Source organism: Yersinia proxima (assembly GCF_902170785.1).
In the GTDB taxonomy this organism is placed as follows: domain Bacteria; phylum Pseudomonadota; class Gammaproteobacteria; order Enterobacterales; family Enterobacteriaceae; genus Yersinia; species Yersinia proxima.
This window is the reverse complement of the sequence record NZ_CABHYG010000014.1, coordinates 306856-326956: the sequence shown is the minus strand read 5'-3', so window position 1 is coordinate 326956 and position 20101 is coordinate 306856. Positions and strand designations below refer to the sequence as shown.

The following is a 20101-nucleotide window of genomic DNA, read 5'->3' as shown; positions in this document are numbered from 1 at the left end:
TTAGCTGTTTGATTGCCCTGCCACCACTTCGGTGCAGGGCAATTCCATTTATTTAAAATCTACCCGCTCTTTCTGACCGAGATAAATCCAGCTCTCTGCTGGTTGCGTCTTTGCTATCACCACACCGTGGCGAATGGAATAATGCACCGGCACTTGCCGCCGCACCGCATCAAAACCGTTTTCTGCTGGCAGAATAATCAGGTTGGCACTGTTACCCGGCTGTACACCATAATCTGATAAATTCAGGGTTCTGGCACTGTGGGTGGTTATCAAATTCAATCCATCATTGATTTGGCTGTATCCCATCAACTGGCAGATATGTAACCCCATATGCAACACCTGCAACATATTGGCGGTGCCCAGCGGATACCACGGGTCGAACACATCATCATGACCAAAACAGACATTAATCTGTGCCGCCAGCATCTCTTTCACCCGCGTAATGCCCCGTCGCTTGGGATAAGTGTCAAAGCGCCCTTGCAGATGAATATTCACCAGCGGATTGGCTACAAAGTTAATACCGGACATTTTCAGTAAGCGGAATAACCGAGAGGCATAAGCACCATTATAAGAGTGCATCGCCGTGGTATGGCTGGCGGTCACCCGCGCGCCCATGTTCTCCCGGTGCGCCAATGCCGCCACTGTTTCGACAAAGCGCGACTGCTCATCATCAATCTCATCACAATGAACATCCACCAGCCGCTGATATTTTTGCGCTAATGCAAAGGCAATATGTAGCGATTCGACGCCATATTCACGAGTAAATTCAAAATGAGGAATCGCGCCAACCACATCAGCTCCCAGCCGCAGCGCCTCTTCCAAAAGTGCGGCACCATCAGGATAGGAGAGAATCCCTTCTTGCGGGAAGGCGACAATCTGCATATCCACCCACGGACTGACTTCTTCTTTGACTTCCAACATCGCGCTTAAAGCCGTCAGACTGGGGTCGGATACATCAACATGGGTGCGGACATACTGAATGCCATTGGCTATTTGCCATTTCAGGGTTTGCCAGGCGCGCTGTTTAACATCGTCGCGAGTCAGCAAAGCCTTACGTTCAGCCCAGCGCTCAATGCCCTCAAACAAGGTGCCGGATTGGTTCCAGCTTGGCTGCCCGGCGGTTTGAGTAGTATCCAGATGAATATGCGGCTCAACAAATGGCGGCAATGCCAGCCCACCTTGGGCATCCAATACCCCCTCACCGGTTACTGGCTGCTCCGGTTGCGGCATAATCGCGGTGATTTTGCCCTCGGCAATGGCTATCTGCCACAGCCCAATTTGCCCGCTAAGGCGGACATTATTAATTGTACTTAATAAATGATTCGTTAAAGATTGGCCCGCCATAGATGACTCCATTATTGCTTTCGTTATTACGCTTTAGCTTACCCGACTCACCGTCACTCGCTCGATTTTCTTTTAATAAAACAGCGTTTCGATTTAAAGAATAAAAAAAGCAAAACTGAAACCATTCAGCTAAAGATGAGTAAAATCCGCAACTTATAAAAAACGTTTAAAATCAGCCATCTACCACCTTAGAGGTATATGGAAAGCAAATTGATTTACATCAATAAATGCGCTGTACGGAAGATTAAGGTGAGGGTAGAAAATTAAAAATTGAGGCAAAAATGAGCAAAGTCAAACTTGCCATCATCGGCAACGGTATGGTCGGCCACCGCTTTATTGAAGACTTATTAGATAAAGCAGATAAAGACCAATTTGAGATAACCGTCTTTTGCGAAGAACCGCGCATCGCTTATGACCGGGTTCATCTTTCTTCTTACTTCTCCCACCACACTGCGGAAGAACTGTCGTTAGTTCGCGAAGGTTTTTATGAAAAGCACGGTGTCAAAGTGCTGGTTGGCGAACGCGCCATTACCATTAACCGCAAAGAGAAAGTCATCCACTCCAACAGCGGTCGTACCCTATATTACGACAAGCTGATTATGGCGACCGGCTCCTATCCGTGGATCCCGCCGATTAAAGGTAGCGAAGGGCAAGACTGCTTTGTTTACCGTACCATTGAGGACTTAAATGCCATCGAAGCATGTACCCGACGCAGTAAACGCGGGGCAGTCATTGGTGGCGGATTGTTAGGCTTGGAAGCTGCTGGCGCACTGAAAAACCTCGGCGTGGAAACCCATGTCATTGAGTTTGCTCCGGTATTAATGGCAGAACAGCTTGACCCAATGGGCGGTGACCAACTGCGCCAGAAGATTGAGCGCATGGGCGTCAGAGTTCACACCGGTAAAAATACGCAAGAAATCGTCCATACTGGGCAAAACAGCCGCAAAACCATGCTGTTTGCCGATGGCACCCAGTTGGAAGTCGATTTTATCGTCTTCTCCACCGGCATCCGCCCACAAGACAAACTGGCTCACCAATGCGGTTTAGCCACAGCGCGCCGTGGTGGTATTGCTATCAATGATTATTGCCAAACCTCCGACCCGGATGTGTACGCCATTGGCGAGTGTGCATCCTGGCAAGAGCGCACTTTCGGGCTGGTTGCGCCGGGTTACAAAATGGCGCAAGTAGCCGCTGACCATCTACTGGGGCGCGAAAATGCCTTCCAGGGTGCTGATTTGAGCGCCAAGCTCAAGCTCCTCGGTGTGGATGTCGGTGGGATTGGTGATGCCCATGGCCGCACTGAAGGCGCACGCAGCTATGTTTATCTCGATGAAAGCAAAGAGATTTATAAGCGTCTAGTGGTCAGCGCCGACAACAAAAAACTGCTCGGGGCGGTACTGGTGGGTGATACCAGCGATTACGGTAACCTGCTGCAATTGGCACTGAATAATATTGAGCTACCGGAAAATCCCGATAGCCTGATTTTGCCAGCCCATGCGGGCAGCAAACCAGCGATGGGGGTTGATTCCCTGCCGGATACCGCACAAATCTGCTCCTGTTTTGATGTCACCAAAGGCGACATTATTCAAGCCATCGGCCAGGGTTGCCATACCGTAGCAGCACTTAAATCGGCGACGAAAGCCGGCACCGGTTGCGGTGGCTGTATTCCCCTGGTAACCCAAGTGTTGAATGCCGAACTCAGCAAGCAAGGCATTGAAGTTAATCACCATTTGTGTGAGCACTTCGCGTATTCACGCCAAGAGCTATATCACCTGATCCGTGTCGAAGGGATTAAGAGCTTTGACGCCTTGCTGGAAAAATATGGCAAAGGTTACGGCTGTGAAGTGTGTAAACCGACGGTGGGCTCACTGCTGGCATCCTGCTGGAACGAATATATATTGGAGCCGCAACACACCCCGTTGCAGGATACCAACGACAATTTCCTCGGCAATATCCAAAAAGACGGCACTTACTCGGTTATCCCGCGCTCACCGGGTGGGGAAATCACGCCTGATGGTCTGCTGGCCATTGGCCGCATCGCCAAACAATATAATCTCTACACCAAACTGACCGGCTCACAGCGCGTCGGGATGTTTGGCGCACAGAAAGACGATCTCCCGGCTATCTGGGCGCAGTTGATTGAAGCGGGCTTTGAAACCGGACACGCCTATGCCAAAGCACTGCGTATGGCAAAAACCTGTGTCGGTAGCACCTGGTGCCGCTTTGGGGTTGGCGATAGCGTCGGCTTCGGTGTCGCACTGGAACACCGCTACAAGGGCATCCGGACACCACACAAAATGAAATTTGGTGTTTCCGGCTGTACCCGTGAGTGTTCAGAAGCACAGGGTAAAGATGTAGGGATTATCGCCACCGAAAACGGCTGGAACCTGTATGTCTGCGGTAACGGCGGGATGAAACCACGTCATGCGGACTTACTGGCAGCGGATCTGGATGAAGAAACCCTGATGCGCTATCTCGACCGCTTTATGATGTTCTACATCCGCACCGCCGATAAACTACAACGCACCTCGGTGTGGCTGGAAAGTCTGGAAGGTGGCATTAACTATCTACGCGCCGTCATTCTCGATGACAAACTGGGTATTAACGACCAGCTAGAAGCGGATATTGCGCGCCTGCGCGATAAAGTCACCTGCGAATGGAAAGTCACCGTCGAAAACCCGGCTGCGCAAGTCCGTTTCGCCCACTTTATCAACAGCCCACTACGTGACCCAAATGTACAAGTAGTGCCTGAACGTGAACAACATCGCCCGGCCCGTCCGGATGAACGCATCCCTGTTCGGGTGCTGGAACTGGAGGATAACTTATGAGTCAGTGGATTCCACTTTGCCCATTAGCCGATATTTTGCCCGGTAGCGGCGTATGTGGCCTGATTGGTGAGCATCAAGTCGCGGTATTCCGGCCTTATGCCGACGAACAGGTGTTTGCCATTAGCAACATTGACCCCTTCGCTCAGGCCAGCGTGCTCTCACGCGGATTAATTGCAGAACATCAAGGTGAGTTGTGGGTGGCCAGCCCACTGAAAAAACAACATTTTCGCCTGCATGATGGCTTCTGTCTGGAAGATGAAACGCGCTCGGTTGCCCATTTTGATGCGCGGGTTCGCGACGGCATCGTGCAAGTCAAAGCGTGATAGATAACTGGGGGATCCGGTCAATCTGGATCCTTAACAAAAATAACATCAATCATCCCCAAAGATATTGGCGTTGCAGCAAGGCAGCCAACGAGCTAATCCCGATGAGCTTATTTATTTTGAGATCAACGGCAGTCAGTGATTCGGGTTGGTGAGTGCAGCGAACACCGCTGCGGCGTCAAGAGCAAGGGGACTGGGATAGAGTATGTATACAGACACCATTAACAAATGCGCGGCCAACGCAGCCCGCATCGTCAAACTGGCAAAAGAAAGCCCGCTGGGCTTTTGGATTGGTTCAGCGATGGCCGGTGCTTATGTCGGCCTTGGCATTATTCTGATTTTTACCCTGGGCAATCTGATTGACCCCGCTTACCGCCCATTAGTCATGGGGGCCACCTTTGGTCTGGCGCTGACTTTAGTGATTATCGCCGGCTCTGAGCTGTTTACCGGCCACACCATGTTCCTGACCTTTGGAGTCAAGGCGGGCACGATCAAATCCAGTCAAATGTGGGCTGTACTGCCACAAACCTGGCTGGGGAATTTGCTGGGTTCTGTTTTTGTTGCCCTGCTTTATTACTACGGCGGCGGCAACCTGCTGTCAGTGGATACCAGTTTGGTGCACACCGCGGCGCTGGCAAAAACCTCTGCGCCTGCTATGACCTTATTCTTTAAGGGTGTACTATGTAACTGGCTGGTTTGTCTGGCGATCTGGATGGCAATTCGGGTAGAAGGTGCAGCTAAATTTATCGCTATTTGGTGGTGCTTGCTGGCCTTTATTGCCTCCGGTTACGAACACTCCGTAGCAAATATGACGCTGTTCGCCTTGTCCTGGTTCGGTCATCACAGCGAGGCTTACACCCTGAGCGGTATCGGTCATAACCTGCTGTGGGTGACACTGGGGAATACCCTGTCAGGCGCGGTATTTATGGGTCTGGGTTATTGGTATGCCACCCCACGGGAGCAACGTCCACAGCCTACGGTAGTCAATGCGCCACAAGCCGTAAAAGAGTGAGTTATACGAGGTTAATGACAAAACCAGTGAGTGAAGGGTTTACCGCACCTAGGGGCGCTCCGGTCGCTTACGCGACTACGACCCCAACGGCACGATTCCCCTTCAATTGACTTAGCCAGAGTCAGATACCCGAATTTACCAGCTCTTAGGGGCTGGTTTTACCCCCTAGCGGCCTCAACCTGAAGGATTGCCCATGGACTACTTCCCGATTTTCTGCCAACTGCAAAACAAAGCCTGCCTGCTGGTCGGTGGTGGTGAAGTGGCCGAACGTAAAGCCCGCTTATTGCTTGATGCGGGTGCTGCCGTCACCGTCAATGCCTGTGAATTTACCGAGCAGTTTCACGATTGGGCGGAGCAAGGACTACTTTCATTAGTTAGCGGCGAATTCGCACCGGAACTGTTGGCAGAAAAATGGTTGGTGATTGCAGCGACTGACCAGGTGGCCGTCAATGCGTTGGTCTATCAAAGCGCCAACCAACAGCGGGTGTTCTGCAATGTGGTTGATGATCCGAAGCGCACCAGTTTTATTATGCCATCAATCATTGACCGCTCTCCTATCATGATAGCTATCTCTTCTGGCGGAAAAGCTCCAGTGTTAGCGCGATTGCTGCGAGAAAAACTGGAAGCTATGCTGCCACAGCATTTGGGCCAATTGGCACAGTTGGCAGGTCACTTACGTCAGCGGGTGAAACAGCATTTTGCCGCAATGACTGACCGTCGCCGTTTCTGGGAAAAACTGCTCACCCACGACCGTCTGGCGCAATCACTGGCTAATGAGGATCAGGTACAAGTCGAGCAACACGTTGAGCAACTGTTCAATGCGCCACTGTCTGATCGCGGCGAAGTGGTATTAGTGGGAGCCGGGCCGGGGGATGCTGGTTTGCTGACTTTGAAAGGTTTACAGCAGATTCAGCAAGCTGACGTGGTGGTATATGACCGGCTAGTGTCCGATGAAGTGATGAATTTAGTACGCCGCGACGCCGAGCGAATTTTTGTCGGTAAAGAGTCTGGTCGCCACACCGTACCGCAGGATCAAATCAATCAGATTTTGCTGCAACAGGCGCAGCAAGGGAAACGTGTAGTGCGTTTGAAAGGTGGCGATCCGTTTATTTTTGGCCGTGGCGGCGAAGAACTGGAAACCCTGGCAGACTACAATATTCCATTCTCTGTGGTGCCGGGAATTACCGCAGCATCTGGCTGTTCAGCCTACAGCGGCATTCCGCTGACTCACCGCGATCACGCGCAAAGTGTGCGGCTGATTACCGGTCACGCCAAGAAAGACAGTCAGTTGGATTGGGCCAATCTGGCAGCAGAAAAACAAACGCTGGTGTTCTATATGGGACTATCACAGGCCGGTGAGATTCAGCAGCAACTGATTCGACACGGCATGCCAGCGGCAACCCCTGTTGCTCTGGTCGAGAACGGCACTTCGCGGCATCAGCGGGTAGTAAGCGGCGAATTGAGTCAGCTGGCACTGCTTTCTCAGCAAGTCAGCAGCCCAAGCCTGATTATCGTCGGCAGTGTTGTCAGCTTACGTGAAAAACTGAATTGGTTTTCCAGCGCGGAACATGGCAAAGCAGGGGTAAAGGAACAAGTTGAAAGAGTGGGTTAAGCTAAATTTGAGTCAGAAGGGGGAAGGCTCCCCCTTCGAATGACTTATTGATTCACTTACGGATGTGCAACAAAACCAATAGCTTCATACACTTTCGCCAGTGTATCTTGTGCGCGAGCACGCGCCTTAGCCGCACCTTCACGCATCACTTCCTGCAAGAAAACCTCGTCTTCGCGATATTGATGATAACGCGCCTGAAGCTCGCTCAGCATGCCAGAAACCGCATCAGCAACTGCACCTTTCAAATGGCCATACATTTGGCCTTCAAACTGGGCTTCCAACTCAGGGATAGACTGACCTGTCACACCTGACAAGATATCCAGCAGGTTAGAAACACCGGCTTTCTTCTCAGTGTCATACCGGATAACCGCTGGCTCATCAGAATCAGTCATGGCGCGTTTAATCTTTTTCACCACAGATTTAGGATCTTCCAATAATTCGATAACATTATTGCGGTTATCATCAGATTTGGACATTTTTTTGGTCGGATCCTGCAAGGACATCACCCGCGCACCGGCTTTTGGAATAAACGGCTCTGGGATTTTGAAAATATCGCCATACAGATTATTGAATCGGCTGGCGATATCACGGCTCAGTTCCAGGTGTTGCTTCTGGTCTTCACCGACCGGTACCTGGTTAGTCTGATACAGCAAAATATCCGCCGCCATCAATACCGGATAATCGAACAAACCGGCATTAATATTTTCAGCATAACGGGCTGATTTATCTTTGAACTGGGTCATACGGCTCAGTTCACCAAAATAGGTGTAGCAGTTCAGCGCCCAGCCCAGTTGAGAGTGCTCTGGCACATGGGATTGAACAAAGATAGTGCTTTTCTGCGGATCAATACCGCAAGCCAGATACAGTGCCAAAGTATCGAGCGTTCTTTTACGTAGCAACGCAGGGTCCTGACGAGCAGTGATTGCATGCAGGTCAACAATGCAATAGATGCAATCATAGTCATCCTGCATCTGTACCCACTGACGCAGCGCACCCATGTAATTGCCAATAGTCAATTCGCCGGACGGCTGCGCGCCGCTAAATACAATAGGTTTACTTATTTCAGTGGGTTTACTCATTTTATACTTCCTGATCTTTTAAAGATGGTAGCCCGATGGCGGGCAACAGACAGGCAAAGTGCTCCAGCACACAGTCAGGATGACTGGTAGCAATAGCTTCACCGTAGTTATATCCATAGGTCAGCCCGACACAGGGGCAACCCGCCGCCTGTGCGGCCATAATGTCATTACGTGAATCACCAACAAATAGCATCTCATGGGCATGCAAGCCAAGTTTGGCCAACAATAAATACAATGGAGCTGGATGCGGTTTCTTCACCACAACATCATCACCACCAATGATGACGGAGAAATAATCGGCAATACCCAAAGACCTCAGCAGCGGTGCAACAAATGGCGTGGGCTTATTGGTAATCAGGCCCATCGGCAGGCCACTGGCCGCCAGTTGTTCCAATGTCGCTTTCACTTGCGGGAATAGCTGACTTCCCTGCTCAACCGTCTGGGCGTAATAGTGGTCAAACAATTCACGAGTATGCGCCACAGATTGTGCATCTGGCTCGCGGCCAGCCCAGCGCAATGCACGCTCGACTAACACATCAGCGCCATTGCCAATCCAGGTTGATACCAAATCTTTACCGGCAACCGGCAAGTTTTGATGTGACAGCGCCATATCAATCGCGCTGGCAAGCCCCGGAGCGCTATCAACCAATGTGCCATCCAAATCGAAAGCCACACCACGGATAGAGTCGAACTTAGTCATTGGCAGACATCGCCAGTTCACTGCGCATGGCATCAATGACTGCGGCATAATCTGGCTGATTGAAAATAGCCGAACCGGCGACAAACATATCTGCACCTGCTGCCGCGATATCGCGGATATTATCCACTTTAACGCCACCATCCACTTCCAAACGAATGTCATAACCGCTGTCATCAATCAACTTACGCACCTGGCGCAATTTGTTCAGCGTTTCAGGAATGAAGGATTGACCGCCGAAGCCGGGGTTCACCGACATCAACAAAATGACATCCAGCTTATCCATCACATAGTCAAGATAGCTCAGCGGAGTGGCTGGGTTGAACACCAAACCCGCCTTGCACCCACTCTCTTTGATGAGCTGCAAGGTGCGGTCAACATGTTCTGAGGCTTCAGGATGGAATGAGATATAGGTGGCACCTGCTTTGGCAAAATCCGGGACAATACGGTCGACCGGTTTTACCATCAGATGAACATCAATAGGGGCAGTAATACCGTAATCACGTAGAGCCTTGCACACCATCGGCCCGATAGTCAGATTAGGAACGTAATGATTGTCCATCACATCAAAATGCACAACATCAGCACCGGCGGCGAGCACCTTAGCAGTATCCTCACCCAAGCGGGCAAAATCTGCTGACAGAATTGACGGGGCAATTAAAAACTTTTTCATCCGCTTCTCCAAACGTGTCTCTTTGTTTTATGAGGCTTCAGCGTGGCAAACTTTCTCTCTCACAAACCATGGGGTTTGAATCTTTACTGAGCGGCAGTCCCCGCTCAGCTATACAGCGCCAAAAGCTCATTCACTTTACTACGGCCAAGGATATTCCGGCTGATAGTACGGCGCGCTTTGACCACATGCAGCGACGCCTGATGATACCAATCGCGCGTCAGTTCTGTGTCGTGATTAGAAATCAGAACCGGGATCTTGTTTTCTGCTGACAGCTGGTAAGCCAGGCGCGCCAGATTCTGTTGATCCGCCAGACCAAAGTTACTGGTGTGATATGCCGTAAAATTAGCCGTCGCTGATAATGGTGCATACGGAGGATCGCAGTAAACCACCGCCCCGTGCACAGCTTTTAGCAAAGTTTCCTGATAGTGCTCACAAACAAAAATGGCATTTTGCGATTTTTCAGCAAACCAATACAGCTCATTTTCCGGGAAATAAGGTCTTTTGTAACGACCAAAAGGTACATTGAATTCACCGCTCAAATTATAACGGCACAGACCGTTATAACAATGGCGATTCAAGTAGAGAAACAATAATGCACGGCGGTAGGCATCGGTGCTGGCATTAAACTCTTGACGCAGTTGGTAAAACTGTTCGGAATTATTGAAATCACCAGTGAATAAAACACGAGCATCCCGCACGAAGTCATCAGTGCGGTCCTTCACGATATTGTAGAGGTTGATCAGATCACTGTTGATATCGGCCAGTATGTAAGATTCATACTCGGTGTTAAGGAACACCGAACCCGCACCGACGAATGGCTCTATCAAGCAGTCGCCCGCTGGTAGATGGCGTCGAATGTCATCAACCAGCGGATATTTCCCACCAGCCCATTTTAAAAAAGCGCGGTTTTTCTTCATGCCGTCAGTTAGCTACTTAATAATTCAGAGCCGCAGATTGTACTCTGTTTCAGACAGCACATCAGCGCACAAATAAGAATGATTTATTTTCTAAGGTCTTGCTGTACTTGTTGTACAGGTTTAACCCACGGTTTTTTCGCCTGAACATCGGCAGGTAATGTGGCTATCGCCCTTTTTGCATCAGCAGAAGAGGCGTAATTACCACTCACCAGGATGTACCAAGGCTTACCATCACGTTTAGTTTCATACACATGATAGTCAGATAATTTCTGCTGCTTAGCATAAGCATTCAAGGTATCTGAACGCGATGCACTGCTCAATTGCAACGTAAAGTGGCTACCAGGGGCATTTTTCAATGCGCTGCTGCTGCCAGTTGAGCCTGACTTCACCCCTGCGGAAGCGGCTGGAGACACTACCGTAGTTGGATTTTTATGGCTAATCGCAGGTTGTTTAGTCGCGGCTGTGGCCTGTTTCTGCGTCGGATGGGTAATGGTTTCCCGTGCTGCTGGCGCTTTGACCCCTTTCGAGCTCGAAACCGTCGCTGGCGCTGTTGGCAATGTGGATGTCTGACCATCATTCATGTTCTGAGACAAGGTATCTACCTGCCCCTGAGTCTGAGAGAGTGCGTCAGACATATTACCCGGCAATTCAACACGTTGAGTCGGAGCGTTGGCAGAAGACTGCGGTGCGGCCTCGGTTGGTGTCGGAGAAATCGGCGGAACATTGATATCTTGTGGCTGAGCGTTATTCTTCACGCCATTGGCATCATGACCATCGGTGGTGTTATTTGCCACACCTGGTTGGGTATTATTGCCGCTGGTCAGTGAGGATGAATCAGACAGATTGATGTTTCGTGCAGCATCCACATTTGGATTTTGTTGTGATGCTTCGTGCTCTGTCGGTGCTTTCAGAGCTGAACCGATGGCAATAATAATCAATAACAGCACTAAAATGCCGATACCAATCATCATATGTTGGCGTGAAACAGCCAGCTTAGGCCCCGTCGAGGACTTACGGGCACGTGTAGGCCGACGGTCACTACTATCTGGTTTCAGATCGTCTTCCGGCTTTAAATCATCCATCTAAACCCTCCAACTAGAGGCAAAAGCCTACCGCATTTATCATTGCAGCCCGGCTGATTGATTTTACTGACTGCTAACAGGCTAAACCGCCCGCAGCAAAGGAATATGATAAAACGTATAATATCGTACTTATGCCATTTTCTATAACTGACAATCAGCGATAGACGCCAGCACCATGTCATGCGCAATACCACTACGAATTTCTGACTGACCTATCGCAGTTGGCAGTACCAGACGAAGCTCCCCGGCCAGCACTTTTTTATCTCGCATCATGTGTGGTAAATAGGACTCTGGCGTCATTTCCTGCGGCCCGCTGACTGGCAGACCGGCACGTAAAAGCAGTTTCTTGATACGCTCAACATCTTCAGCTGAGAACTGGCCCAATCGACGGGAGGTGTGTGCGGCCATCATCATTCCGGCGGCAATAGCTTCCCCGTGTAGCCAGACGCCATAACCCATTTCGGCCTCAATGGCATGACCATAAGTATGACCCAAATTGAGTAAAGCGCGCATCCCGCTCTCTTCCCGTTCATCGGCAGCGACAACATCGGCTTTCAATTCACAGCAACGACGGATGCAGTAGGCTAATGCCGACATATCCAGTGCAAGAAGTGAGTCGATATTGGTTTCCAGCCACGCAAAGAAAGCTGCGTCAAGAATGATGCCGTATTTGATAACTTCAGCCAGCCCGGAAGCAAGCTCACGTGAAGGGAGGGTTTTGAGACAATTAAGGTCAATCACCACCGATGCGGGCTGGTAGAAAGCACCAATCATGTTCTTACCCAATGGATGATTCACTGCGGTTTTACCACCGACAGAGGAATCCACTTGAGAAAGTAAAGTAGTAGGAACTTGAATAAAGCGAACACCGCGCTGATAGCAAGCAGCGGCAAAACCGGTCAGGTCGCCTACTACACCGCCACCTAGGGCGACAAGTGTAGTATCACGACCGTGCGGTTTTTCCAGAAGGGCAGAAAATACCTGCTCCAGAACGCTCAGAGATTTATACTGCTCGCCATCAGGTAAAATCACCTGATCGACTTTAATGCCGCCTTGTTCCAGCACTGCCCGGAGCGAATCCAGATAGAGTGGCGCTAGCGTTTGGTTAGTTACCAGCATGACCTGGTCACCCGCCTTCAGCGGCTTAAAAGAGGCCGGATCATTGAATAATCCAGCAGCGATCGTAATCGGGTAGCTACGCTCCCCTAACGTGACAGTAATCTTCTCCATGTCGCGCCCAGTAACCTTCTTAACTTACGCCCGCGGGCATTAGTAAAATGCTAAAATCAGTTACTTTCCAGCATGTTGATAATCTGGTTAGCAACAACTTTCGCGCTTTGATCGTCAGTGCGGATGGTGACATCTGCAATTTCTTCGTACAACGGATTACGTTCTTTTGCCAGTGCTTCTAACACTTCACGCGGAGGCGAATCAACCTGTAACAACGGACGTTTTTTGTCGCGCTGTGTGCGGGCCAACTGCTTTTCGATAGTGGTTTCCAAGTACACCACAACGCCACGGGCTGACAAACGGTTACGGGTTTCTCTGGATTTAACAGAGCCACCACCGGTTGCCAGAACAATGCCTTGTTTTTCCGTCAGTTCATTAATAACTTTTTCTTCACGATCGCGGAAACCTTCTTCGCCTTCCACGTCGAATACCCAGCCCACGTCAGCTCCGGTACGTCGCTCAATTTCTTGATCAGAGTCGAAAAACTCCATATTGAGTTGCTGAGCTAACTGACGACCAATAGTGCTTTTGCCGGCACCCATAGGCCCAACCAGAAAGATATTGCGTTTCTCTGCCATGTTTTTGGTATTACTAAGACTATTCGTTAATGATAACCCGCCCCGCCAATCAAATTAGCAACGGGACCTAAACTGAAACCTCATGAGCGATAGTGCGAGATCAGACGGAAAATTATCTCAGCACTTCTGGTAGTTTGGCAACCGAATAAATCGTTGTACACGTCGTGGGAGGGAAACCATACGTTTTTATCGGCGTATCAACGTTATTAAAAACCTCGGAGCTCAATTCGGTAACCCTTGTAAGCTAAATCCGAGGCAGCGTCAAATTTAGAAGCCCTCTATCACACAAAAAGTTGCAGAAAGTCACCAAGATTGACCTATTTTCATCAATCAGCACCTCCTAATACTCAAGCGCTGATTAACCTTGGGGTGATGAAAATAACTAACTCCCGACGACTTTGTTGCCGGGCATCTTGTTTAAACAGCCCACCCAACCAAGGAATATCGGCCAATATAGGGACTTTATTAAGACCCTGGCTATTTTTTTGCTGGAAAATCCCGCCTAACACAATCGTTTCGCCATCATTTACCGTAATTTGGGTTTGTATTTCCTGCTTATCTATTAATAAAGTTTCACTATCGCCACGTTTCATCGCCATTCCGGGCATATTTTGGCTGATTTTTAAGTTTAAAGTAATTTTGCCATTCCGCAGTATTTTCGGCGTGACCTCCATCCCTAGTACCGCTTCTTTAAACTCAATCGTGGTCGCCCCTTTTTTACCCTGCGAGACAGTATACGGAATATCGGAACCTTGCTTAATACTGGCGGTTTGTTGATGAGAGGTCACCAACCTAGGGCTGGCAATGATATCGACCTGGTTTTCCTGTTCCAGTGCGCTCAACTCCAGTTCCAGTAGCCTCCCCCCGATGCGGGCAACATTAAAACCTGCGCTGACAGCACTATTTGGCAGAGGTAAATTTACATTAAAATCACTCATTCGAAGTGAGGCGCTGGGTTTAGTATCGCCTATCCCCCAACGTACGCCCAGTTCCTGCAAGTTTTCGCGGCTGATGGTCACAATATGCGCTGCCAACTGAACTTGCTGCAGAGGCAAATCCATCTCCGCCAGCCAATTTTTTAATAATGCTAATGATGCGGGAGTATCGCGAATTAATAATGTATTTGTACGTTTATCTACCACCACGCTACCCAGTGGAGAAAGCGGACCGCCATCAGCCAGGCTCAAACTGTCTGAAACCTCTTCAGCATCGGCATATTGTAAGGCGATGCTCAAATTACTCAGCGATTCCGGCGCAGTTTTTTGTTCAGTTCGCATTCGCCTTTCCTCACTATCCTGTTCGGTGAAAACCATCATCACCTCCCCTTCCCGCTCGACTTTCAAATGACTCATCCGTAAAACGATTGCAAGCGCTTGATCCCAAGGGACATCCACTAGCCGGAGGCTGAGATTAGCGCCAATATCTGATGCAAGGACTAAATTCAATTGCTGGTAGTCCGCCAGTGCTTGTAACACCACAGAGACGGGCGCGTCTTGAAACTCCAGTGAAACTGGCGTACTACCTTTTGCATCAATGGCAAAGGAAGTAGTGAGTAAAAAGCTACACAGCAGAAGAGTAGATAATGGCTCTCGAGCCATGCGACATGCAGCCCAAAGCCGGTTTTTGATTTTAAGTATGATTGTGATTTTAAATAGAGAAATCCTCATCAGATTCATTCCTTTTACTACTGATTATTAATGGGTTAGCGCATTGAAAGCACCATAGAACCTGATGAGCCTGAGCATGGTCGTTCCGAATTGACATGCTGGAGGCTGACCTGCCGCTCACTGATATGAGTTACCTGCCAATAGGGCAATAAGCGCGTTTCTATCGCCACCTTTTGCCACTGCCCCTCTGAACGTTGTACCCAGCCAATATGATAATCTGCACCGCGGACAATGCCCTGCAATCGCCATCCGGCAAGCGTTTTCCGATCATCATCACAAGATGCTGTTGATATTCGCTCAAAAGGATTGCGCCCAACCTCTACCAATAGGGATTCTGCACCCGCAGCCGAAACCTGTGATACTGCGACCAGTAGTCCTCCGAGTACCCACACACTCTTACGGTGATGACTCACTTCCACCTCCGGCAAGATATTCTTGTAGGGTTAGTTTCACCGTCAGCACATGGCTATCACCCATAATGTCGACGATCTGGATTTGTGCCGGCAATGGGGTGAAGGCTAACTGACGAAGTAAATGGAGTAATCCATAAAAGTTGATCCGTAAGGTTACATCCCATTGTTTTTTCTCGACAAAATCAGCCTCAATTCCAAGCGATTCAGATTGCCGCTGCCAACTGATAACCTGACCGCCAAAAGGCCCAATCCATTTACCGACCAGATGTGCTATTGAGCCGCCGCCGAGTTGCTGTCGCGATATTTCTGCCGCGCTCAATGCGGTCAGTTCCTGTTGAAGAGAAAATAACGATGGTAACAATGCCAACTCTGACTGTTGGCGCTCAACCTGTTGTTGGTGTTGGATAATTTCCTGAGCGCTGAGCTGCTGCTGTTGCCATTGAGGGCGTAACTCCATGCTATAGACACCTAAACTAATCAGCCCCAGTAGCCCCCATTGATATAAGCAGAGCTGCCAACCAGGCCGTTCCAGCCAACGTTGCAACTGTTTATTCATCGCTCATCCCCTCCTGCGCCCAATCCGCCTGTGCCATAAACCGAAAATACCCATCATCCCGTTGAGCAATACGCTGTAGGTGCACATTTGCCAGTAGAGGCTGTCCGCCCAATCGTGCTAAAAAATCATGGATCGCGGCGTAATCTTGGCTGACTGCCTCGAAAACCAGCTTATCGCTTTGTGGTATCAGGTTGATCAACCAGCAGTTATCGGGAATTTGCTGGGATAGCTGCTGCAATAACACCAAATAGCGATGGGCAGATTGATGCATTTGCCGATACATCTGTGTTCGCTGCTCCGCACGCTGTTTTTGCGCCATGAGTTGTTGCACCTGTTGATGCTGCTGGCTCAATACTGCCTGCTGTTGCAAAAGCGCCATCAGACTGCCTTGTTGGCTGACTTGTCGTGAGTGTAACTGCATCTGCATAACCACCAGAGAGATGGCAAAGAGTATCCCTTGGCACAAGCCTATGTTGCGCCAAAATCGGTAGCGAGATAGCTGACGGGCTGTACGCCATGATGAAAAATTAACTTGATACATCAGTCATCTACCGGGCGTAATGCCAGCCCTCCGGCTAAGGTGAATGCTGCCGGTGATGAAGGCAAGGGAGGTTGATACTGAGTAAATGCGGCAAAAGGTGACCAGAGTGCCGTATTTTCCGGTGCAGGCTCATCCATGATACTGCTGTAATACACTTTGACTGCCTTATTACTCAATGCAGAATATTGGGTATGGAGTTGCGTCAATAATATCGATAACGGATTGAGCATATTAGAGTCGCCCTCCCGTGCATCGTCAGTTTCAATGGCCACCACACCGAAGATAAACGGCATTTCACTGGAGGAAACCCACAGCCACTCATGCGCCAGTCGATGGACTAACCAATAAGGCCCCACTAAACCAGAGGCCGTCGCCATATAACGTAGAGCGCAGGGAGTGATATCAATGATGTGTGATGGTAGACCTGCATGTTGTAAACATTCTTGCCATTGGCGAACTTCTGACTGGCGAGCAGCAGTGATTAATAATTCACGCTCAGACACCGCCCGATAATCCAACGCTAATTCCTGGCTGCTTAGCGGGAAAAGTTTGCTTGCCACTGCATGAATGAAACCCTCGCGTTCGGGTTCGCGTAACCGCCGATCCGGGGCGGGAATGGTCTGTTGCAAGATCCGCTGTGCGGGTAATGCAATGCGTAATGAAATATGTCTCGGTAATTGTTTGCGTAATAATTTGAGTTTGTCGCTAACCACATCTGGCTGTTGTAAAATACCCTCCCGCACAGCCCCAGAAGGTAAGGTTTGATGCCACCAGTACCGCAGTTGCCAACCATAACGCCGTCTGACAACAGCCAAGGCGCGTATCGCCTCCATTTGAATATCTAGCCCAACCTGCCAATATTGTGTGTACATCTTTGTCGACCTCCGTGTCGAGACTGAATAAAAGAACGTATCCATGTAACGGGCTTGCCTTTATACTACGGCGCGGTTGTTTATAAACTGCCCAATTGACATTGAATGGGAAATCTCAGGTGAAGTTCGTAAAGTATTTTTTGATCCTTGCGGTGTGTTGCATTTTACTGGGAGCAGCCTCGATATTTGGTCTGTACAAATATATTGAGCCTCAGCTACCCGACGTTGCCACACTGAAAGATGTCCGGCTGCAAACACCTATGTTGGTGTATAGCGCCGAAGGCGAATTGATCGCCCAATACGGTGAAAAACGCCGTATCCCGTTGACATTAAAACAAATCCCACCAGAAATGGTGCATGCGTTTATTGCGACGGAGGATAGCCGATTCTATGAGCATCACGGTGTGGACCCGGTGGGTATCCTACGTGCGGCTTCTATTGCTATGGTGTCGGGGCGCGCCTCTCAAGGGGCCAGTACCATCACCCAGCAGTTAGCGCGAAACTTTTTCTTAAGCCCGGAACGAACCTTGATGCGTAAAATCAAGGAGGCTTTTCTGGCCATTCGCATTGAACAGCTACTGACCAAAGATGAAATTCTTGAGTTGTATCTGAACAAGATCTATCTGGGTTACCGCGCCTATGGTGTCGGGGCGGCGGCGCAGGTTTATTTCGGTAAAGAAGTCAACGAGTTGACTCTCAGCCAGATGGCGATGATTGCCGGCTTGCCAAAAGCGCCATCAACTTTCAACCCGCTTTACTCACATGACCGCGCTGTTGCACGTCGTAATGTGGTGCTGTCGCGCATGTTGGATGAAAAGTACATCACCCAAGCGCAGTACGATCAGGCTCGCAGTGAAGAGTTGGTTGCCAACTACCATGCGCCGCAAATTGCCTTCTCAGCACCTTACTTGTCCGAAATGGTGCGTCAGGAAATGATTAAGCGCTATGGCGAAAACGCCTATACCGACGGCTATCAGGTCTACACCACCATCACCAAAAAGCTACAGCTTGCGGCAGTGGATTCCTTACGTGCCAATGTGTTGGCTTATGACATGCGCCACGGCTATCGTGGGCCATCCAATGTGTTATGGAAGGTGGGCGAAAGCGCCTGGAGCCGTGAGCAAATTATTGATTCACTGAAAACACTGCCAGTCTATGGCCCATTGTTGCCTGCGGTTATCACTGAGGCAAATGCGGAACAGGCAACAGCCATGTTGGCTGATGGTAGCAGCGTGACATTACCAATGGCCGGTATGCGCTGGGCGCGTCCGTATAAATCTGACAATGCTCAGGGGCCGACACCTAAAAAGGTCACCGATGTTGTTCAGCCAGGTCAGCAGATTTGGGTCAGAAAAGTGGATGACAATTGGTGGCTCGCTCAAGTGCCAGACGTCAACTCCGCCTTGGTTTCTATTGACCCGAATAATGGTGCGATTAAGGCGCTGGTAGGCGGTTTTGATTTTAACCAAAGTAAATTCAACCGTGTTACACAGGCATTACGTCAGGTAGGTTCGAATATCAAACCGTTCCTGTACACCGCGGCAATGGACAAAGGCCTGACCTTGGCAAGCATTCTCAACGACTTGCCGATCACTCGCTGGGATGCGGGTGCGGGCACTGACTGGCGACCAAAAAACTCGCCACCCACTTATGACGGCCCGATTCGCCTGCGTCAAGGCTTGGGTCAATCGAAAAACGTGGTGATGGTGCGAGCCATGCGCGCTATGGGTGTGGATTATGCGGCTGAATATCTGCAACGCTTTGGTTTCCCGGCACAAAACATCGTGCATTCAGAATCATTGGCGCTGGGTTCTGCTTCATTCACGCCATTGCAGTTAGTCCGAGGTTATGCAGTGTTGGCAAACGGCGGCTATTTGGTCGATCCGTATTTCATTACCAAAATCACCGATGATACCGGCAATGTTTTGTTTGAAGCGAAGCCGAAAATTGTCTGTGAAGAGTGTAACTTGCCGGTCATTTACGGCGACACGCAACGCTCTGTGGTGCTGTCCGACGATAACACCGAAAACGTGGCGACTTCACAAACCAATAATGCCAGCAATGTGCCAATGCCGGAGCTGGAACAAGTCACACCAGCGCAAGCTAAACTCAATAGCGATGAGCAATATGCGCCGCATGTAATAAGCACCCCGCTGGCATTCCTGATTCGCGACGCATTGAACTCCAACATCTTCGGTGAACCGGGCTGGATGGGGACAGGCTGGCGTGCTGGGCGCGACTTAAAACGCAAAGATATCGGCGGTAAAACCGGTACAACCAACAACTCGAAAGATGCCTGGTTCTCCGGCTATGGCCCGGACACTGTGACATCAGTATGGATTGGTTTTGACGATCATCGCCGTGACTTGGGTCGTAGTACCGCATCTGGCGCGATTTCTGACCAGATATCAGGTGCTGAAGGCGGGGCTAAAACTGCTCAACCGGCGTGGAATGACTTTATGAAAGCAGCCCTTGAAGGTTTGCCGGAAAAACAAGTCGCGCCACCACCGGGTATCGTCAGTGTAGTGATTGATAAGCAAACAGGTAAGCTATCCACAGGTGGGCCAGGTAGCCGCTCAGAGTACTTTATCGAGGGGACACAACCTACCGAATATTCTGTACATGAAGCGGGTACGACGCTGATGGATAACGGCCAGACTCACGAACTGTTCTGATA

At 49.9% G+C, this 20101-nt stretch carries 18 protein-coding genes; 5 read left to right on the top strand and 13 right to left on the bottom strand.

From position 1 onward, the window contains the following. Positions 1 to 48: 48 nt before the first annotated feature. Entirely contained in the window at positions 49 to 1344 is a 1296-nt protein-coding gene (locus FTB31_RS13110) for a cytosine deaminase (RefSeq protein ID WP_227731446.1), read from the bottom strand. A gap of 281 nt (positions 1345 to 1625) precedes the next feature. Here FTB31_RS13110 and nirB point away from each other — a divergent pair, with 281 nt between their 5' ends. The 4 genes from nirB to cysG all read left to right on the top strand — a co-directional run bounded on the left by nirB (position 1626) and on the right by cysG (position 7119). Next, complete coding sequence (nirB, locus tag FTB31_RS13105) at positions 1626 to 4172, top strand: nitrite reductase large subunit NirB (RefSeq protein WP_227722305.1); 2547 nt, start codon at positions 1626 to 1628, stop codon at positions 4170 to 4172. Further along, positions 4169 to 4495 carry a nitrite reductase small subunit NirD gene (gene nirD / locus FTB31_RS13100; protein ID WP_050076750.1) on the top strand — a complete coding sequence of 109 codons (327 nt, stop codon included), beginning with the start codon at positions 4169 to 4171 and terminating at the stop codon, positions 4493 to 4495. The genes nirB and nirD overlap by 4 nt, the downstream gene beginning before the upstream one ends. Positions 4496 to 4700: 205 nt before the next feature. After that, positions 4701 to 5507 carry a nitrite transporter NirC gene (nirC, locus tag FTB31_RS13095; protein WP_050076749.1) on the top strand — a complete coding sequence of 269 codons (807 nt, stop codon included), beginning with the start codon at positions 4701 to 4703 and terminating at the stop codon, positions 5505 to 5507. A gap of 193 nt (positions 5508 to 5700) precedes the next feature. Next, positions 5701 to 7119 carry a siroheme synthase CysG gene (gene cysG / locus FTB31_RS13090; RefSeq protein ID WP_077174986.1) on the top strand — a complete coding sequence of 473 codons (1419 nt, stop codon included), beginning with the start codon at positions 5701 to 5703 and terminating at the stop codon, positions 7117 to 7119. A 56-nt stretch (positions 7120 to 7175) separates the two neighbouring features. Here the strand turns inward: cysG and trpS are convergent, their stop codons facing one another. The 12 genes from trpS to pilM form a co-directional block, all read right to left on the bottom strand. Continuing rightward, positions 7176 to 8198 carry a tryptophan--tRNA ligase gene (gene trpS, locus FTB31_RS13085; RefSeq protein ID WP_077174987.1) on the bottom strand — a complete coding sequence of 341 codons (1023 nt, stop codon included), beginning with the start codon at positions 8196 to 8198 and terminating at the stop codon, positions 7176 to 7178. Between the two features lies 1 nt (position 8199). Continuing rightward, positions 8200 to 8898, bottom strand: a complete 699-nt coding sequence (locus FTB31_RS13080) for a phosphoglycolate phosphatase (RefSeq protein ID WP_019081535.1) — start codon at positions 8896 to 8898, stop codon at positions 8200 to 8202. Next, positions 8891 to 9568 (bottom strand): ribulose-phosphate 3-epimerase, encoded by a 678-nt coding sequence (gene rpe, locus FTB31_RS13075; protein ID WP_050076746.1) that lies wholly within the window; start codon positions 9566 to 9568, stop codon positions 8891 to 8893. The genes FTB31_RS13080 and rpe overlap by 8 nt, the downstream gene beginning before the upstream one ends. 104 nt (positions 9569 to 9672) lie before the next feature. Continuing rightward, positions 9673 to 10485, bottom strand: coding sequence for an adenine-specific DNA-methyltransferase (gene dam / locus FTB31_RS13070; RefSeq protein WP_005174698.1), 813 nt, complete (start codon positions 10483 to 10485; stop codon positions 9673 to 9675). 83 nt (positions 10486 to 10568) lie between these two features. Next, a complete protein-coding gene (locus tag FTB31_RS13065) occupies positions 10569 to 11567 on the bottom strand; it encodes an SPOR domain-containing protein (RefSeq protein WP_227720188.1) in 999 nt (332 codons plus the stop codon). A gap of 141 nt (positions 11568 to 11708) precedes the next feature. Further along, a complete protein-coding gene (gene aroB / locus FTB31_RS13060; RefSeq protein WP_227731445.1) occupies positions 11709 to 12797 on the bottom strand; it encodes a 3-dehydroquinate synthase in 1089 nt (362 codons plus the stop codon). A gap of 56 nt (positions 12798 to 12853) precedes the next feature. Beyond that, positions 12854 to 13375, bottom strand: coding sequence for a shikimate kinase AroK (aroK, locus tag FTB31_RS13055; RefSeq protein ID WP_004391482.1), 522 nt, complete (start codon positions 13373 to 13375; stop codon positions 12854 to 12856). A gap of 347 nt (positions 13376 to 13722) precedes the next feature. Next, the gene (gene hofQ, locus FTB31_RS13050) at positions 13723 to 15042 is read right to left on the bottom strand and encodes a DNA uptake porin HofQ (protein WP_227731444.1); all 1320 of its coding nucleotides are present in this window, start codon (positions 15040 to 15042) and stop codon (positions 13723 to 13725) included. A gap of 35 nt (positions 15043 to 15077) precedes the next feature. Beyond that, entirely contained in the window at positions 15078 to 15455 is a 378-nt protein-coding gene (locus tag FTB31_RS13045) for a DNA utilization family protein (protein ID WP_072081753.1), read from the bottom strand. Next, positions 15439 to 16011 carry a pilus assembly protein PilO gene (locus tag FTB31_RS13040; protein WP_227731443.1) on the bottom strand — a complete coding sequence of 191 codons (573 nt, stop codon included), beginning with the start codon at positions 16009 to 16011 and terminating at the stop codon, positions 15439 to 15441. The genes FTB31_RS13045 and FTB31_RS13040 overlap by 17 nt, the downstream gene beginning before the upstream one ends. Beyond that, the gene (locus tag FTB31_RS13035) at positions 16004 to 16552 is read right to left on the bottom strand and encodes a PilN domain-containing protein (protein WP_227722299.1); all 549 of its coding nucleotides are present in this window, start codon (positions 16550 to 16552) and stop codon (positions 16004 to 16006) included. Before FTB31_RS13035 ends, FTB31_RS13040 begins: the two co-directional genes overlap by 8 nt. Then, complete coding sequence (gene pilM / locus FTB31_RS13030) at positions 16552 to 17424, bottom strand: type IV pilus biogenesis protein PilM (RefSeq protein WP_139343752.1); 873 nt, start codon at positions 17422 to 17424, stop codon at positions 16552 to 16554. The genes FTB31_RS13035 and pilM overlap by 1 nt, the downstream gene beginning before the upstream one ends. A 119-nt stretch (positions 17425 to 17543) precedes the next feature. Between pilM and mrcA the strand changes: the two genes are divergently transcribed. Further along, complete coding sequence (mrcA, locus tag FTB31_RS13025; protein ID WP_050076739.1) at positions 17544 to 20099, top strand: peptidoglycan glycosyltransferase/peptidoglycan DD-transpeptidase MrcA; 2556 nt, start codon at positions 17544 to 17546, stop codon at positions 20097 to 20099. The last annotated feature ends 2 nt before the right edge of the window (positions 20100 to 20101 follow it).

What these genes read in the sequence shown, in the direction of transcription:
- FTB31_RS13035 (WP_227722299.1), bottom strand. Translation starts at nt 16,552, where the DNA reads ATGTATCAAGTTAATTTTTCATCATGGCGTACAGCCCGTCAGCTATCT.
- nirB (WP_227722305.1), top strand. Translation starts at nt 1,626, where the DNA reads ATGAGCAAAGTCAAACTTGCCATCATCGGCAACGGTATGGTCGGCCAC.
- nirD (WP_050076750.1), top strand. Translation starts at nt 4,169, where the DNA reads ATGAGTCAGTGGATTCCACTTTGCCCATTAGCCGATATTTTGCCCGGT.
- rpe (WP_050076746.1), bottom strand. Translation starts at nt 9,568, where the DNA reads ATGAAAAAGTTTTTAATTGCCCCGTCAATTCTGTCAGCAGATTTTGCC.
- FTB31_RS13080 (WP_019081535.1), bottom strand. Translation starts at nt 8,898, where the DNA reads ATGACTAAGTTCGACTCTATCCGTGGTGTGGCTTTCGATTTGGATGGC.
- trpS (WP_077174987.1), bottom strand. Translation starts at nt 8,198, where the DNA reads ATGAGTAAACCCACTGAAATAAGTAAACCTATTGTATTTAGCGGCGCG.
- nirC (WP_050076749.1), top strand. Translation starts at nt 4,701, where the DNA reads ATGTATACAGACACCATTAACAAATGCGCGGCCAACGCAGCCCGCATC.
- dam (WP_005174698.1), bottom strand. Translation starts at nt 10,485, where the DNA reads ATGAAGAAAAACCGCGCTTTTTTAAAATGGGCTGGTGGGAAATATCCG.
- FTB31_RS13110 (WP_227731446.1), bottom strand. Translation starts at nt 1,344, where the DNA reads ATGGCGGGCCAATCTTTAACGAATCATTTATTAAGTACAATTAATAAT.
- FTB31_RS13040 (WP_227731443.1), bottom strand. Translation starts at nt 16,011, where the DNA reads ATGAATAAACAGTTGCAACGTTGGCTGGAACGGCCTGGTTGGCAGCTC.
- pilM (WP_139343752.1), bottom strand. Translation starts at nt 17,424, where the DNA reads ATGTACACACAATATTGGCAGGTTGGGCTAGATATTCAAATGGAGGCG.
- hofQ (WP_227731444.1), bottom strand. Translation starts at nt 15,042, where the DNA reads ATGAGGATTTCTCTATTTAAAATCACAATCATACTTAAAATCAAAAAC.
- aroB (WP_227731445.1), bottom strand. Translation starts at nt 12,797, where the DNA reads ATGGAGAAGATTACTGTCACGTTAGGGGAGCGTAGCTACCCGATTACG.
- cysG (WP_077174986.1), top strand. Translation starts at nt 5,701, where the DNA reads ATGGACTACTTCCCGATTTTCTGCCAACTGCAAAACAAAGCCTGCCTG.
- FTB31_RS13065 (WP_227720188.1), bottom strand. Translation starts at nt 11,567, where the DNA reads ATGGATGATTTAAAGCCGGAAGACGATCTGAAACCAGATAGTAGTGAC.
- aroK (WP_004391482.1), bottom strand. Translation starts at nt 13,375, where the DNA reads ATGGCAGAGAAACGCAATATCTTTCTGGTTGGGCCTATGGGTGCCGGC.